14 protein-coding genes, 7 tRNA genes and 1 other annotated feature are annotated in these 15,374 nt (G+C 33.6%); of the genes, 8 read left to right on the top strand and 13 right to left on the bottom strand.

Annotated elements, in window-relative coordinates:
- The first annotated feature begins 40 nt into the window (after positions 1 to 40).
- The 3 genes from SYNTR_RS07345 to SYNTR_RS07335 all read left to right on the top strand — a co-directional run bounded on the left by SYNTR_RS07345 (position 41) and on the right by SYNTR_RS07335 (position 2,504).
- The gene (locus SYNTR_RS07345) at positions 41 to 1,015 is read left to right on the top strand and encodes a CoA transferase subunit A (RefSeq protein ID WP_156203904.1); all 975 of its coding nucleotides are present in this window, start codon (positions 41 to 43) and stop codon (positions 1,013 to 1,015) included.
- Complete coding sequence (locus SYNTR_RS07340; RefSeq protein WP_156203903.1) at positions 1,015 to 1,824, top strand: CoA-transferase subunit beta; 810 nt, start codon at positions 1,015 to 1,017, stop codon at positions 1,822 to 1,824. The genes SYNTR_RS07345 and SYNTR_RS07340 overlap by 1 nt, the downstream gene beginning before the upstream one ends.
- 269 nt (positions 1,825 to 2,093) lie before the next feature.
- The gene (locus tag SYNTR_RS07335) at positions 2,094 to 2,504 is read left to right on the top strand and encodes a hypothetical protein (RefSeq protein ID WP_156203902.1); all 411 of its coding nucleotides are present in this window, start codon (positions 2,094 to 2,096) and stop codon (positions 2,502 to 2,504) included.
- 51 nt (positions 2,505 to 2,555) lie between these two features.
- Here SYNTR_RS07335 and SYNTR_RS07330 read toward each other — a convergent pair.
- The 6 genes from SYNTR_RS07330 to SYNTR_RS11775 form a co-directional block, all read right to left on the bottom strand.
- Positions 2,556 to 2,640, bottom strand: a tRNA-Leu gene (locus SYNTR_RS07330).
- A 127-nt stretch (positions 2,641 to 2,767) separates the two neighbouring features.
- The gene (locus SYNTR_RS07325; protein WP_156203901.1) at positions 2,768 to 2,932 is read right to left on the bottom strand and encodes a hypothetical protein; all 165 of its coding nucleotides are present in this window, start codon (positions 2,930 to 2,932) and stop codon (positions 2,768 to 2,770) included.
- 72 nt (positions 2,933 to 3,004) lie between these two features.
- Positions 3,005 to 3,328: a rhodanese-like domain-containing protein gene (locus tag SYNTR_RS07320; RefSeq protein ID WP_156203900.1), complete on the bottom strand. Its 324-nt coding sequence runs from the start codon at positions 3,326 to 3,328 to the stop codon at positions 3,005 to 3,007.
- A gap of 47 nt (positions 3,329 to 3,375) precedes the next feature.
- Positions 3,376 to 3,723, bottom strand: coding sequence for an ArsR/SmtB family transcription factor (locus tag SYNTR_RS07315; RefSeq protein ID WP_156203899.1), 348 nt, complete (start codon positions 3,721 to 3,723; stop codon positions 3,376 to 3,378).
- Positions 3,724 to 3,917: 194 nt separating this feature from the next.
- Positions 3,918 to 5,489: a sodium:solute symporter family protein gene (locus SYNTR_RS07310; RefSeq protein WP_156203898.1), complete on the bottom strand. Its 1,572-nt coding sequence runs from the start codon at positions 5,487 to 5,489 to the stop codon at positions 3,918 to 3,920.
- A gap of 34 nt (positions 5,490 to 5,523) precedes the next feature.
- On the bottom strand, positions 5,524 to 5,631 hold the full coding sequence (locus SYNTR_RS11775; protein ID WP_338140454.1) for a symporter small accessory protein: 108 nt from the start codon (positions 5,629 to 5,631) through the stop codon (positions 5,524 to 5,526).
- A 144-nt stretch (positions 5,632 to 5,775) separates the two neighbouring features.
- Positions 5,776 to 6,031 (bottom strand) — a binding site (T-box leader).
- A 378-nt stretch (positions 6,032 to 6,409) separates the two neighbouring features.
- Between SYNTR_RS11775 and fdhD the strand changes: the two genes are divergently transcribed.
- The 3 genes from fdhD to SYNTR_RS07295 all read left to right on the top strand — a co-directional run bounded on the left by fdhD (position 6,410) and on the right by SYNTR_RS07295 (position 10,565).
- Positions 6,410 to 7,198 carry a formate dehydrogenase accessory sulfurtransferase FdhD gene (gene fdhD, locus SYNTR_RS07305; protein WP_156203897.1) on the top strand — a complete coding sequence of 263 codons (789 nt, stop codon included), beginning with the start codon at positions 6,410 to 6,412 and terminating at the stop codon, positions 7,196 to 7,198.
- A 13-nt stretch (positions 7,199 to 7,211) separates the two neighbouring features.
- Entirely contained in the window at positions 7,212 to 8,360 is a 1,149-nt protein-coding gene (locus tag SYNTR_RS07300) for an aminotransferase class V-fold PLP-dependent enzyme (RefSeq protein WP_279285944.1), read from the top strand.
- Positions 8,361 to 8,573: 213 nt separating this feature from the next.
- Complete coding sequence (locus tag SYNTR_RS07295; protein WP_156203896.1) at positions 8,574 to 10,565, top strand: methyl-accepting chemotaxis protein; 1,992 nt, start codon at positions 8,574 to 8,576, stop codon at positions 10,563 to 10,565.
- Between the two features lie 170 nt (positions 10,566 to 10,735).
- On the opposite strand, the gene SYNTR_RS07290 is transcribed toward SYNTR_RS07295, so the two are convergent.
- The 6 genes from SYNTR_RS07290 to SYNTR_RS07265 form a co-directional block, all read right to left on the bottom strand.
- Positions 10,736 to 10,811: transfer RNA gene (locus tag SYNTR_RS07290), tRNA-Lys, on the bottom strand.
- Between the two features lie 6 nt (positions 10,812 to 10,817).
- Positions 10,818 to 10,892: transfer RNA gene (locus SYNTR_RS07285), tRNA-Gln, on the bottom strand.
- Positions 10,893 to 10,949: 57 nt separating this feature from the next.
- A tRNA-His gene (locus SYNTR_RS07280) sits at positions 10,950 to 11,026 on the bottom strand.
- An 18-nt stretch (positions 11,027 to 11,044) separates the two neighbouring features.
- Positions 11,045 to 11,121 (bottom strand) — tRNA-Arg (locus tag SYNTR_RS07275).
- Between the two features lie 13 nt (positions 11,122 to 11,134).
- Positions 11,135 to 11,208 (bottom strand) — tRNA-Gly (locus SYNTR_RS07270).
- Between the two features lie 91 nt (positions 11,209 to 11,299).
- Positions 11,300 to 12,610, bottom strand: a complete 1,311-nt coding sequence (locus SYNTR_RS07265) for a cyclic 2,3-diphosphoglycerate synthase (protein WP_156203895.1) — start codon at positions 12,608 to 12,610, stop codon at positions 11,300 to 11,302.
- Between the two features lie 438 nt (positions 12,611 to 13,048).
- Between SYNTR_RS07265 and SYNTR_RS07260 the strand changes: the two genes are divergently transcribed.
- Entirely contained in the window at positions 13,049 to 13,456 is a 408-nt protein-coding gene (locus SYNTR_RS07260; RefSeq protein ID WP_156203894.1) for a PaaI family thioesterase, read from the top strand.
- Between the two features lie 210 nt (positions 13,457 to 13,666).
- Here SYNTR_RS07260 and SYNTR_RS07255 read toward each other — a convergent pair.
- Positions 13,667 to 13,743 (bottom strand) — tRNA-Pro (locus SYNTR_RS07255).
- Between the two features lie 378 nt (positions 13,744 to 14,121).
- Here SYNTR_RS07255 and SYNTR_RS07250 point away from each other — a divergent pair.
- Positions 14,122 to 15,330 carry a tetratricopeptide repeat protein gene (locus tag SYNTR_RS07250; protein ID WP_156203893.1) on the top strand — a complete coding sequence of 403 codons (1,209 nt, stop codon included), beginning with the start codon at positions 14,122 to 14,124 and terminating at the stop codon, positions 15,328 to 15,330.
- The last annotated feature ends 44 nt before the right edge of the window (positions 15,331 to 15,374 follow it).

Raw genomic sequence — 15,374 nt, 5'->3', positions numbered from 1 at the left:
TTGCTTAATACCGAGAATGCTAAATAAAGGGGGAGAAATCATGGCCAAGGTACAGAAGGTTAGTATTCAAGAGGCTGTCAGTCAAATTAAAGATGGCGATATGCTGACATTTAGTGGTTTTACTATTTGGAGAAGACCAATGGCGGCAATCTATGAAATGATTAGGCAGGGTAAAAAGGATCTTCATTTAGTAGAAGTAAATGGGGGTACACACAGTGATCTATTAATAGGTGCTGGGTGTGTAAAAATTTGGGAATCATGTTGGATAGGACATGAGCTATTTGGAAAAATAGGTGGAAATCTATCCAGAAAAGCTGAAAATGGCGAAGTTGTAATTGAAGACTACAGTCACGTACAAATACTATATCGTATGGCGGCAGGTGCTTTAGGAATACCTTATATGCCGACTTATGCTAGTTTAGGTACAGATATGTTAAATCCAGAGTATGATCACTTAGGAAAATTAGGCTTAAGAGATGGCTCAAACCCAAAAATACCAAAGAAAAAATACGAAATTGCTAAAGACCCCTTTTATGGAAGTGAATTAGTGCATATACCAGCATGTAACCCAGATTGGTGTATAGCTTTTGTACAGATGGTGGGTGAAGAAGGAACAGTAAGAGTTGAAGGACAGCTTTACAGTGATGAAGAAGCGATAAAAGCTTCAGATAATGTAATAATTGTAGCAGAGCAAGTTGTAACAGAAGACTATATAAGACGTGAGCCAAGTAAAAACTTAATCGCACCACACCAGATAGACTATATAGTTGAATTACCGTGGGGAGCTCATCCTACTGGATGCTTTGGTTGTTATGAAACCGATGGAGCATTCTTAAGCAACTTCTTTAGTTCGACTAGAACTCAAGAAGGCCTTGATGCTTGGGTTGATGAGTGGGTATTTGGTGTAAAGGACTTTAATGAATATCTAAGTAAAGTAGGATTTGAAAGACTTGAAACTATTAGGGCTAACCCTGCGCTCGGTTATTCAACTAAGGTTAAAAGGGGGAAAAGATAATGGCTAATCACGAATATGCAAAGCAAGGCGAATTTAAACCTATCGACCTTTTAGCAGTAGCTGCTGCTAGAGAGGTAAATGATCAAGATGTTGTGTTTGCTGGAACAGGATTACCAATGCTTGCCATAATGGTAGCACAGCTAACAACAGCTCCAAATGCCTGTTGTATATATGAGGCTGGAAGTGTAGATGGGAAACCAATATCTTTACCTAGTTCAGTTGGGGACCCACGTTGTATATATCAAGCATCAATCGCTTCTGGGCTGTCAGATGTTTTTGGTCAGCTACAAAGAGGTGTTGTTGATTTAGCATTCTTAGGTGGAGCAGAAGTTGATAAATATGGAAATGTTAATACAACAGCTATGGGTAAATATGGCATAGTTCCCGAAAAACGCTTAACTGGTAGTGGTGGTAATTCAGACATCAACGGTTTAGCAAAGAAAACTGTCTTTATAATGGTACAAGAAAAACGCCGTTTTAAAGAAAGAGTTGATTATATTACATCACCTGGTTGGAAAATACCAAAATGGCCATCAGGCGAAATGGTTCATAAAAAAGAAGTTTATAACAATGCTTATAGAGGTGGACCAGAAGCTGTAATTACTAACATGGGAGTATTTAGATTTGATGAAAACGGAGAAATGTATCTAGATACAGTTCATCCAGGCTATACTCCTGAAGATGTAAAAGAAAGCTGTAGTTTTGATTTAAATATTTCTAGAGTAAGTGGGGAAACATTACCACCTACCTATAAAGAAATAGAACTACTTTATAATACTATAGACCCCGAAGGAATTTTCCTACCTTAAAGTAACTAAAAGAAGGTTCTGTTATAAAACAGAACCTTCTTTCTCTTTCCTCCTTATTAATAAATATTTCCAAGATAAATACTTGATTCTACTGCAAAATAGTATCTATTAATTAGTGCTAATAAACATTGTCTAAATGCATATCTAATTATTTTTATAAGAATATAAGAGTTAAATAACTTTAGTTGTTTACAAAGGCTTTGACATCTACACTATATATTTATAAAATTGCAATATATGGCTATTTATTTAAAAAGGAGGAGTGCTTGTTGTTTAAAGCAAAGGGGTTAACTATATTTTTAGTACTGGTATTAGTGTTTAATCTAACAATAGTAGGATGTGGGCAACCGGAAAATAATTATAATGAAGACCCAACAGAATATGGTGATGTTAAGGACCCAGAAAATGGAGATACTCCACAGTCGGAGGGAGAATTATCAGATCCAGACACGGAAAATTATACTCAACCTGAGGATGATATAGCCATGACTGGTTCAGGGGAGTTTGGAGGTTGGATTGATAATAATTCTGTAGAAATAGGAATTAATGCTTTTCAAGTAACTGATGAAACTAGATTAATGATTGAAGAAGCTGGCATCGATATAGGAGATGAAGTTGTATATAATTATGTGCCTAGTGACTTGGGACAGCCGATTTTAATTAAAATAGAAAGATTATAAAAATGAAATAAAAAAGGGCTATAGTTTTCTATAGCCCTTGTTATTTTTCAATGGTGCGGGTGGAGGGACTTGAACCCCCACGCCTCGCGGCGCCAGATCCTAAGTCTGGTGCGTCTGCCAATTCCGCCACACCCGCATATGTGAACCGTACAAGAAGTATTATACTCTCATATAAAAAGAATTTCAACTTAAAATTTAATGAATTTATAATTTTTTTTTACTATTTTATAATTACCGTTTTATGGATATTGCTTTTAGCTATTTTAAATTCTAAATAACCAACTATCAATGTATTCATCAATGTTTTTTTCATCTAATACTTGATTATTAGGGTCATATAAAAGCTCTTTGTTATTTGAACTATTACTTATAACATCTTGAACACTAACTAAGCGTTTAGGATCTTCATCATTAAAATGATTATTCAATACTTCACCTCCTTTTTAAGATAGTTTTTCACTAATGGAGGATTAGTATTAAATATTTTTTATATTATTAAATTACTTATTGTTAAAATTTAACCATTTCCTATGTCCACCTTCTAAATTATATACTCTTATAAAACCTTTATCTAGAAGCAAATTTTGTGCTTTACTTCCACTATTTCCACCATTACAATAAACTACTATTTCTTCATTTTTATTTAAAACCATACATTGATTAGTTATATTTTTAAGAGGAATATTAATAGCATTAGGTATATGACTAGCATTATATTGTTCAGGAATACGAACATCAATAATTTTCATTTTTTTATTATTTTTAATCTGTTTATTTAGATCCTCTACAGTTATAATATCTTTATCATCAAGTCTAATACGCATACACTACCTCCTGAACCTTATTACTCAATTTAACGCAATAATGATTATTAATTTGTACAGTTAGTACCTAAGGACAAGTCTTTAATTTTAATTGCTTCACTTTCATAATCATTAAGTTCATCTAAAGAAGTATCTAAAAATTGATTAAACTGACTAATAATTTCATTAAAATATTCTCTGTTAAAGGTACATACCCTTCTTTGACCTTCTCGTTGCTCTGTTACTAAATTAGCTTGTTTTAAAATTTTTAAATGTTGTGAAATTCGAGGCTGACTTATGTTCATAATTTCTTGGAGCTCACAAACACACACTCTATCAACACTTACCATTAACTTAACTATTCTCATGCGTGTAGGTTCACCTAGAGCTTTAAAAATATTTTCAAATGACGTCATTTTATTTTCAATCCTTTCAGCTAGAAAGCGTATTTATATAATTATATCTTATGAAAGAATATAGCCTTTTTCAATGGTGTTAGCTTAACCTAAAAATTATCATTTATATATAAAAACATTAAAACAAGCAATGTTTACTCAGCTGACTCTGTTAATTTACATTTTAATTTTTTTATGGGTAATCAAATTTTGTTTTATTTTGATAAACTTCTAGTATGACTAGGTTGTTCAGATACAGTTATTAAGCTTACCATTATTAATACTACTGCTGATAGAGGTAAACTAATAACTATCGGATCTACAACTACCCAGGGGAATTCTAAGAGTGTATCTCTGCCAAAAAGTATTTTACTAATTCCTAATGCAGTTGCTTCATTAGCGTGAACAAAAGTCATCCATAAAACACTTATACTAAATCCTGATAGCATACTAGCTATTACTCCAATCTTTGTAGCTCTAGGCCAAAACAGTGCCGCAGTATAAGCTGGTAAGAATGTAGCTGCACATATACCAAAAAATATAGCTGTAGCAATAGCAATAATACTTAGTGGGAGCTTTAAAGCCAAATAAACCGAAATAAGTAAACTAGCAATGATGGCTAAGCGGTTTATTGTTAAACTTGAATAGTTAAATAAATCATGGCACAAAGATGTTCCGATAACATGGAACTGGCTACTTAATGTTGACATTGCAGCAGCTAATAAAGTTAACATAAATAAATATCCAAACCATTCTGGCATGGCAGAACTAACATAAAGCGGTATTATATTATCTATGTTAGGGACTCCTGATATTGGATCAACCACTGCAAACAAAGAAATTTTGCCTAGTGTTTCCATAAAATATACATTACTTAAAGCTCCAACAACGAAAGCTACTCCAGTCATGAAGAAAGTAAACACTCCACCAATAACTACCGCTTGATTAAGTTGCTTAGGTCCTTTGACAGTTAAGTATCTAACTATTAATTGTGGTTGAGCTAAAACCCCAATACCTACTCCAAGAACTAATGTAGAAACAACAACCCACCATATTTCGGAGCCAAATGCAGGCATAGAAGTCCAACCCTGGTGTCCAGAAGCGGCTAGATTTTCTGGAACCATTGTTGATATATTGGTTAATGCTTGATGAGCAGCAGTTATTCCTCCAAGATTGTTGTAAGTTACTATAATTAAAATTAACATACCTACAAACATAATGGTTCCCTGTAATGCGTCATTATAAAATACACCTTTTAAACCACCGGAAATAACATAGGCCGCAACTACTACCGCAAATATCAAAATAGCAGAAGTATAGTTTATAGCTGCGATTTGTTCTAAAAAGCGACCTGCACCAATAATAACAGCCGCAGCATATAAAGGCATAGCTAACGATATTACTAAAGCTGAAAACTTTTGTATAAATGTAGAATTATATCTTAATCCCATTAATTCAGGAAAGGTTTGAGCACCTAAAATTCTTCCTATATATAATGTTTTTTTACCATAAACAACGAAGGCTATAAATATACCGAAAAAAACAGTACAAAATGTTAACCAAAGAAGACTAAGACCATATACACCAGCAGCACCCCCAAATCCAACTATTGCAGCAGTACTAATGAATGTAGAGCCATAAGCCATAGCCATTAAAAATGGATGTGTTTGTCCACCTGCGATTAGATAATCAGTGGATGACTTTGTTCTTTTGTAAGCTATATAAGCAAGTAATATTGTTACACATATATAAGCTAATAAAATAGCTAGTAATAATTCGTATTTCACCTAAAAAACTACCTCCTCCTTTATATATAAGATTTTAATTATTTTCATTCCAGTTTTTAATTCCATAAATAACACATAATCCACATGATGTTATAGATAAGATATAAGCACAAAGAATTAATAATGACTCTAAACCAAGCATTTTCTAACCCCCTTTCCAATATAAAAAATCCGCCCCTTATAAAAGGGACGGATTGATATTCCGCGGTACCACCCAAGTTGTTCCATAGAACCACCTCATAAAGGTACAGGATAATAGTCATAAAAATAAAAAAAGCATTTCATCCATAAGGACGAAATGCATTATTTCGCGGTACCACCTTAGTTACACATATAGTGCCACTTTAGATAGGTACGGGACTATTAATCCGATACCCCTTCTCTTTTAACGGCGAGAATTCCCGACTACACCTACTAAAAGATTCAGCATAGCAACTCCGAAGGGAACTTCAGTCAGCCATACCTTGAAAGAGCTTGCAGTCCATGACTCTTTCTCCCTGAAAGGCTGGGAAAGACCTACTTTCCTTCATCATTGTCGTTGGATATGTATTTTTATTTTAATGTAAAAACATTAAATATTCAAGAATATTAGAAAAAAATTTTTACTAATAATAAGTTTGCATATAAATAAGTTTGCTCAGCTATTCCATAGTCTAAGCAAACATGTTTATCACGCCACTCATCGGTCTTTACCTTCATTTTAGCTTAGCACTTATTATCTAAAATGATTTTTTATTTATACTTAGCCGTGATCTATGCACCACGCCTTGCTATTCGGGACTTAGATAAACATATTTGCTCAGCCTTAAGTTTGTTGTAGTTACTTTTTGCAGTAGAATCAAGTGATGTATATAGAATTAAGTGATAGAATTATAAAATATACACAAGATATACATTAATACACAAAGGAGCAAGGTATAATGGGTGATAAAATAAGGGGTATGGAAATATTTCGATATAAAGACAATGAGGCAAATACATTTGAAGATGTACTAGTTGAAGAAAAGCCTTTAACTATATATTTGAATGATAATGAGCTAGTTACTTTGCTGTGTACTCCTGATTACTTAGCAGAACTAACTGTAGGTTTTTTGACAGCAGAAGGATTTATTAAAAAAAGAGAGGATTTATCTGAAATTGAAGTAGATAAAGAAAAAGGATTAGCTTATGTCACTAGCAAAAATGAGAATGTAATAGCAGAAAAAAGCTTCATGAAGCGTTATATAACTACTGGATGTGGCAAGGGAACGACCTTTTTTAATGCTGTTGATGCTATGATAATAAAAAGACCTGATGAGGGCTACAAGATTTCTGTTCAAGAAATAATTGGTTTGATGAGAGATTTTCAAAAAAACTCAGATTTATTCAAGCTAACAGGTGGTGTACATAGTGCAGCATTGTGTACTAATAAAGAGTCTTTAATAGTTAGAGAAGATATAGGAAGACATAATGCCATTGATAAGATTGCTGGAAGGTGTTTTTTAGACGATATATATCTTAATAATAAAATAATTTTAACAAGTGGAAGAATATCATCAGAAGTAATGCTAAAAATAGCTAAAATGGGAGTAGGTATAATAGCTTCACGTTCAGCTCCAACTGCAATGGCGGTGGATTTTGCTAAAGAACTAGGGATTACTGTAATTGGCTTTGTGCGTGGACAGCGTTTTAATTTATATTCACATCCTGAGAGAGTTTATTCTGAATAGAGGGGGAAGATTTTTGAGTTTATATATGGATCATTCAGCTACTTCATGGCCTAAACCGGAGATGGTATATGAGAAAATAAATGATTACTTAAGATATAATGGTGCTAGCCCTGGAAGAGGAGGTCATAAAAAATCAGTTGCAGCGGGACGGCTAGTCGAGCAAACTCGTAAGGATCTAGCTAATTTTTTTAATATAGAGGATTCCTCAAGATTAGTATTTAGTAGTAATGCAACAGAAGCAATTAATATTTGTTTAAAGGGAATCTTAAATTCAGGGGATCACGTAATTATAAGCAGCATGGAGCATAATTCTGTACTACGTCCTTTATGGGCACTATGTCAAAAAGGGATAGAACTTTCTATTATAGAGTGCTCACAGAACGGGGAGCTTGATCCTCAAAAAGTTAAATCCCAAATCAAGAGTAATACTAGGCTAATTTGTGTTTTGCATTCTTCTAATGTGACTGGTACTATTCTACCAATTAAGGAAATAGGGAATGTTGCTAAAGAACACGAAATCCTATTTATGCTTGATACAGCTCAGACAGCTGGTGTTATTCCCATTGATGTAATTGAATTTAATTTAGATATTTTAACTTTTACAGGTCATAAAGGTTTACTTGGTTTACAAGGAACAGGAGGCTTTTATTTACGATCTGGAGTTGAAATTCGATCTTGGTTAGAAGGGGGGACGGGCTCTGCTTCAGAAAGCCATGCCCAGCCAGAAGAAATGCCTGATAAATTTGAAAGTGGTACTGCTAACACCCCTGGAATTGTGGGGTTAGGTGCGGGTGTTAGATTCATTGAGGAAGTAGGGCTTGAAAAAATACAAAAACACGAAGAAAGTTTAATTGAAGCATTAATTATAGGTTTAAAAGATATAGAAAATGTTATTTTATATGGGCCTTTAGATCCAACCAGACAATCTGCTGTATTATCATTTAATATAAAAAATGTTGATTGTAGTGTTGTAAGTCACTTGCTTGATAATGTTTATGACATTTCATGTCGAGCAGGGTTACATTGTGCACCTTTAGCTCATAAAACTATTGGAACTTTTCCCAGTGGATCATGTCGATTAAGTCCTGGATATTTTCACACTTTGGAAGATATAAATAAAGTAGTGGGAGCTATTTTTGATATAGAGAAAATGTATCGTTAAGGATATAAATTAATAAGAACAAGTAACTGTGCTCATAAAGTGCGGTTACTTGTTTTTTTATTCATATTTTAAATATTTAGAAGGAATTTACAATTAAAATGTTGAAATTTTACTACTATTATAATAGGAAAAATATGAATTATTAGACAAAAAATTGAACAATTATGCTAAATGCAGACAAGTTGAGGGTAATTTATAAAGGGGGGGCTTATTATGAAGAGTATTGGTAGCAGACTGATGGTATATTTTGCAATAACTCTTTTAGTTGTTGCAGGTGGTTTAGGTTTAATTGCTTATAATAGTGCATCTAATGCCTTAGAAGATAATCAAAGGCAAAATTTGCCCGAGTTGGCTGACCAAGTTGCAGCAGTAGTAGCAAGAGGATATGATGCTCAAACTAATATTGTAGAGGGTGTAGCAAATCGTGATGTTGTCAGAAGTATGGACTGGGAAGAACAATTTCCAGCACTTAGCGAGGAAGCACAGCGGAACAATTTTGATTTTATGGGTGTAGCTACTCCTGATGGCCATATAAGAATGACTAATGGAGAAGAAAACCAAATAGATGACCGAGATTATTTCCAAGAAGCTATGCAAGGCAATTCAGTTATGGAGCCTGTAGTAAGTAGGGTAGATAATACAATAGTATTAGTTACTGCTGCACCAATTTATGATGAAAATGAAAATATTGCTGGAGTATTAATGGCAACAATGGATGGAATGGCTTTAAGTGCAATAACTAATGAAGTAGATTTTGGTGACGGTGGATATGCTTATTTACTTGATGAAAATGGTACTATTATTGCTCATCCAGATGAAGACTTTATATTTGACCAAAGAAACTTTATAGCAGAAGCAAGGGAAGATGAAACCCTGGCACCACTAGCTGAAGTACACAATAGAATGATACAAGGTGAAAGAGATTTTGGTAGTTATGTAAACTTGGAAGGAATAGAAGTCTATATGGGGTTTTCGCCAGTTGAAGGAACCGATTGGAGTGTTGGTGTAGCTGCTTTACGCAGTGATGTGATGTCAGGTTTAGCTAATTTGCAAACCATCATAGGATTGGTAACCTTAGTTTTCATAGCTTTAGGCTTAGCAGTTGCGTATTTTATTGGTCGTCAGATAACAGTTCCAATTACAGGAGCAGTAAATCAAGCAAAAGAAATGGCTAACTTAGATATAAGTAAGGATGTACCTGAGCAAGACCTAAACAGAAAAGATGAAATAGGTCAATTAGCTCAAGCATTCCAAACTTTGATTGAAGCATTACGAGATACAATTAATAGAATTTCACAAGCTTCTGATCAAGTAGCAGCAAGCTCAGAAGAGATGACTGCAACTAGTGACCAAACATCAACTACAGCAGATGAAGTGGCTAGAAGTATAGAAGAAATGGCCAAAGGTGCTGGTGATCAAGCTAAAAGTACTGAACAAGGGGCTGCCAAAATTGATGAACTAGGCAATATAATGGATAAAGAGCAAGAATATGTTCAAGTAGTAAATCAAACAGTTGATGAAGTAAACAAACTAAAAGACGAAGGATTTAAAACATTAGAAACTCTAGTAACTAAAGCAAACCAAAATAATGAAGCAGCAGATGAAATATATGGTGTAATACAAGAAACTAATACTAGTGCAGAAGGAATTAAAACAGCTAGTGAAGTTATAAAGAGTATTGCCGAACAGACAAACCTACTTGCACTTAATGCAGCTATTGAGGCAGCACGAGCAGGTGAACATGGTAAAGGTTTTGCCGTAGTTGCTGAGGAAGTAAGAAAACTAGCTGAACAATCAAATAATTCAATCCAAGAAATAGAAACAATAATAAATGATCTTTCAACTAAAACTAACCAAGCAGTTAAAACAGTAGAAGGAGTTAAAACCATAGTTGATGAACAAACTGCTAGTGTAACCGATACCAAAGGCAAATTTGAAGGTATTGCTGGGGCTATAGAAAACACTAAAGAAGCTATAGAAAGACTAAATGCATCAGGAGCAGAAATGGAGAATAAGAAAAACGAGATAATCGAAGTAGTCCAAAGCTTGTCAGCTATAGCAGAAGAAAATGCAGCAGGAACAGAGGAATCGGCTGCATCTATAGAAGAACAAACAGCCTCAATCCAGGAAATTGCAAGTGCAGCTCAAGGACTTGCTAAATTAGCAGAAGAGATGCAAGAACAAGTTAAACAGTTTAAGTATTAATTTTTAAATTATTTTGCCTTATGAGTATAAAAGTTAAAAAGCTGCAGTTATTACATATGTTATAGCTGCAGCTTTTTAATTAGTGAATATATATCAGTGGAGCCGTCCCCGTGATATCTTTTCAGAAAAGATAAAAACCCGTCAAGCTTGACGGGTGTTAATTTTTAAGATGGTGAGCCATCCAGGATTCGAACCTGGGACACCCTGATTAAAAGTCAGGTGCTCTGCCAACTGAGCTAATGGCCCACTATATGGCTGGGGTGGCAGGATTCGAACCTACGCGTGACGGAGTCAAAGTCCGTTGCCTTACCACTTGGCGACACCCCAACGGTTGTGAGTATACTACTTTATTAGGTTGGATGTCAAGAATTAATTTCTATTATTTGGGGTGGATGATGGGACTTGAACCCACGACCCCCAGAGCCACAATCTGGTGCTCTTGCCGACTGAGCTACACCCACCATAATAATTATTATAAGTGGCGTCCCCGGGAGGATTCGAACCCCCGACCTACGGATTAGAAGTCCGTTGCTCTGTCCAGCTGAGCTACAGGGACATAAACATAAAAATGGAGCGGGTAGAGGGAATCGAACCCTCGCAACCAGCTTGGAAGGCTGGGGCTCTACCACTGAGCTACACCCGCCCGCAAAAAGTATTATAACATCGTTTAGTATTTCATTGCAAGAAAAAAATCTAAAATATTGTTATTTTTCTTGCTGACCTAAAAATTCCTATTATATCATATTTTTAATAATATGCTCGAGTGTTGGTTCTCCTATTTCTTGAAGCTCATATCTTACTCTTAGTGCTGGTTTATTAATGGTTAACACTCTTCTTAAATCAATAGGAGTGCCAATTATTACAACATCTGCATCAACGTTTTCTATAGTTTGTTGTAATTCAGCTATTTGTTTATTACCATAACCCATGGCAGGAAGAATATATGAAATATGGTCATAATCTTTAAATACATCAACTAAATCACCAACGGCGTAAGGACGTGGATCTATTAATGCATTTGCGTTGTGTTTTTTAGCTGCTATTGCTCCAGCACCATAAGACATATTACCGTGGGTAAGAGTTGGACCATCTTCTATAACTAAGACTCTTTTTCCTCTAATAAGGTGTGAGTCTTCAACAAATATAGGTGAAGCAGCTTCAACAATTGTTGCTTCAGGATTTACATTATAAATGCTATCTCTAACTTTATCAACATTTTCGGGTATACTTGTTTCAATTTTATTTATAACTACAACATCTGCTATGCGCAAATTTGTTTCCCCAGGATGATATGCAAGTTCATGGCCTGGTCTATGTGGGTCTACTAGTGCTATATGTAAATCTGGTTTAAAAAATGGGATATCATTATTACCACCATCCCATAAAATTACGTCAGCTTCTTGTTCGGCTTGATTAAGTATTTCTAAATAGTCAATACCAGCATAAACTACAAAGCCTTTATCTAAATGAGGTTCGTACTCTTCTCTTTCTTCAATAGTACAGTTATGTTTATCTAGGTCATCGTGAGAAGCAAAACGTTGACATACCTGTTTAGTTAAATCTCCATATGGCATAGGATGTCTTACTATTACTACTCTTTTACCCATGTCTTTGAGCAGTTTTGCTACTCTTCTAGTAGTTTGGCTTTTTCCTACACCTGTGCGTACTGCACAAACTGCTACTATGGGTACATTTGCTTCAAGCATAGTAGAATTAGGTCCCATTAGCCTGAAATCAGCACCTGCAGCCATGACTGTGGAAGCCTTATTCATAACATATTCATGAGAAACATCACTATATGCAAATACAACTTCATCTATATTGTTTTCTTTAATTAGTCTAACTAATTCAGATTCATCGTAAATTGATATTCCATCAGTATAGTGAGGGCCAGCTAATTCAGGTGGGTATTTACGACCATGTATATCTGGAATTTGGGTAGCTGTAAAAGCAACTACCTCGTAATTTTCATTGTTTCTAAAAAAAGTGTTAAAATTGTGAAAATCTCTACCTGCAGCTCCCATAATAATAACTTTGCGTTTCATTATATATCATTCCTCCTAAAGAATATTAAGCGAATTATTTTACAAAACTATAATAACTGTTTTTACCATGATTTTCACTATAAATTTAATGTATACTGTAATTCTTCTGTTACTTTGTTATATTTGAGTGTTTTTTATACAATGACACTGTAAAAACCTCTTGCTTAGATTATAATTATACTAGTTAAAAACTAAGGAGGAACAAATTTTGAAAAAATTTCGATTTTTTGATTATATATTCTTTTTTTTGATTATATTTTATTTTTTAGTTCTAAATGTAAGTATATTAAATGGATTTATATATTTAATTTTAGTTTTTTTTACTCTAATTATTTCTTTCGTTCTCGGTACAATAACTAATAAATATATAAGGTTTTCTAAAAAAAGCTAAAAGATAAATAGTATATAAAAACTTTTCGAACCAACAGGAGTGAGAATATGGATGTAAAGCTGTATTATGAGAAGAGTTTTGGAGAACTGCCAAACTGTTTTCAAACAATGAATGCAGAATTTTTAAAATATGTACCAGATGAAAGTATATCGGTGGTATTGCCAGTTTTAGAAGAGCACCTTAACCCAGGAGGTGCAATGCAGGGGGGATTTATCACGGCTGCTTTTGATAATGTATTTGGGCCTTTGGCTCAGCTAACACTTCAGAGTTTTGGTGTTGCAACTATTATGCTATCAACTAATTACCACCGACCAATTTTTTCCGGAGATAATATAAAAATTACAGCTGAGGTCAAAATGAAGGGGCGTACAATGATACATATGATAGCTGAAGCTTACAATAATGAAGGTAAATTAATTGCAACAGCAAACACTACGTATGTTAAGACGAATTAAACAGTGGTTTCACTGCTAAAAGCTAAACTTAAACTATGGAATCAGCGTCAACATTATAATAAAGGTATCTGTAATATATAATTTATTGAACAAGTGATAGAAAAAGGAATATGCTAAAGAGTATTAATAGTTTTTTTTATTAGATATATTAAAAAATAGTACAGAAAATAAAAAAACCATGCTATCCTGCATGGTTTTTTTTCTTTAAGATGGTCGGGGCAGCAGGATTCGAACCTGCGACCCCCTGGTCCCAAACCAGGTGCGCTACCAAACTGCGCCACGCCCCGCGCGATATAAATAATAACATCTTTCAGGTCTAAATGTCAATTTAAAAAAGTACTTTTTTTATGTAAATTTATTTTACTGTATATATTAATTATTAATTTGTAATTAAAATATATTATTTTACTATTGATGCCACTTCAAAAAGCTAAACTTAGACTATGGAATCGGCTGAGCAAACATGTTTGCTCAGCCTTAAGTTTGTTGTAGTTGCTTTTTGTAACAGAATCACTATTTCATATTTAATATTGAGTTTGGTTCCTACAAAGCAAAAAATGTTAATAACTTTTTATAAAATTTAGAAAATTTTTCCAAACATGGAAGGGTTTTGGAATATTATGTGGAAATAATATTAAATTAAGTTTCAAGGATGTGGTAAGAGTATGAAAGAAAATAATGAAACATATGACCAAGCTTTAGATAGCATATTGAAAGGGGACTTAACAAAAGCTTTAAAGCAATTGCATAGTGTTAGGGAGATAGAACCTAATAATGTAGAAATTATGAACTTATTAGCTAGTTGTTATTTTACTTTAGGTGAATTGCAAGAAGCAGAACAGCTTTGGTATAAGGTTTTACAAATTGATGCAGACAACAAAGAGGCAAAAGATAAGATCAACTATATTGCGAGTCCGTCATTTAATTTTTGGATTAAACGTTATCTAAATGCTTTAAATTTAGTAGAAAATAAAAGTTATGAATCAGCACAGCAAGAATTAATCCAGCTTTTAAAGGAAAATGATAAAATTATAACTATTTATCAATTATTAGGTTTGTGTTATTTAGCTCAAGGAGAAAAAATACAAGCTCGTAAAATTTGGGAGAAGGGTCTAGAGCTAGATAAGTCTAATACTCAGTTAATAGATTATCTATCATTACAACCTGACAAGTTACTAGAAAGTAAGTTTGAAACTGAACATAAATTAATAGACAAAACAGTTGATCAAAGTTCTACAAATAGTAAAAAGGTTAAATGGGCTTGGCCAGTTGCAGGGGTATTAGTTGTAGCTATTTTAGTACAAGGAGCATTTGCACTAAATAACAATCGTGTTAACAATGAAGTTATAAACAATTTAGAGTATAGAGTAAATCAACTTTCACAAAGTTTAGATCAGCAAAAGAATGAATTAGCAGTTGCAGTCTCTTCAATTACTAATTCAAATACTAGTAATACTGATGAAAAATATGCTGACACATTAGCTGGGTCTAATTATGATATAAGTAAAGAAAGACATTATTTTGATGCTGGTTATGATGCTTATCTTTCTAATGATTATAAAACAGCTATTAATAATCTTAGTGTTGTAGTTGCTATGGATACAAAGAGTTATATAAATAGAGAAGCTGCGTACTATATAGCTAGGTGTTACTACTTAATAAAGGATTTGCAAATGGCAGAAAAATATTATTTAAACTATTTAAGTGATTTTCCTAATACTAATTATTATGATGATAGTTTATATTTTTTAGGGTGTGTTTATTATGAGAATAACGATATAGATAAGGCTAAAGCTACCTTTGAAAGATTAAAAGAATACAATCCTTCCAGTGGCTATATAGCAAAAGATTTATATAAAAAAGTTATGAAATAATTTTACTAGTTGGAATATTATAAAATGGACAAATATTTGTCCAT

It is taken from the genome of Candidatus Syntrophocurvum alkaliphilum (genome assembly GCF_009734445.1).
Classification (GTDB): Bacteria; Bacillota; Syntrophomonadia; order Syntrophomonadales; family Syntrophomonadaceae; genus Syntrophocurvum; species Syntrophocurvum alkaliphilum.
This window is presented reverse-complemented; position numbering and strand designations above follow the sequence as displayed.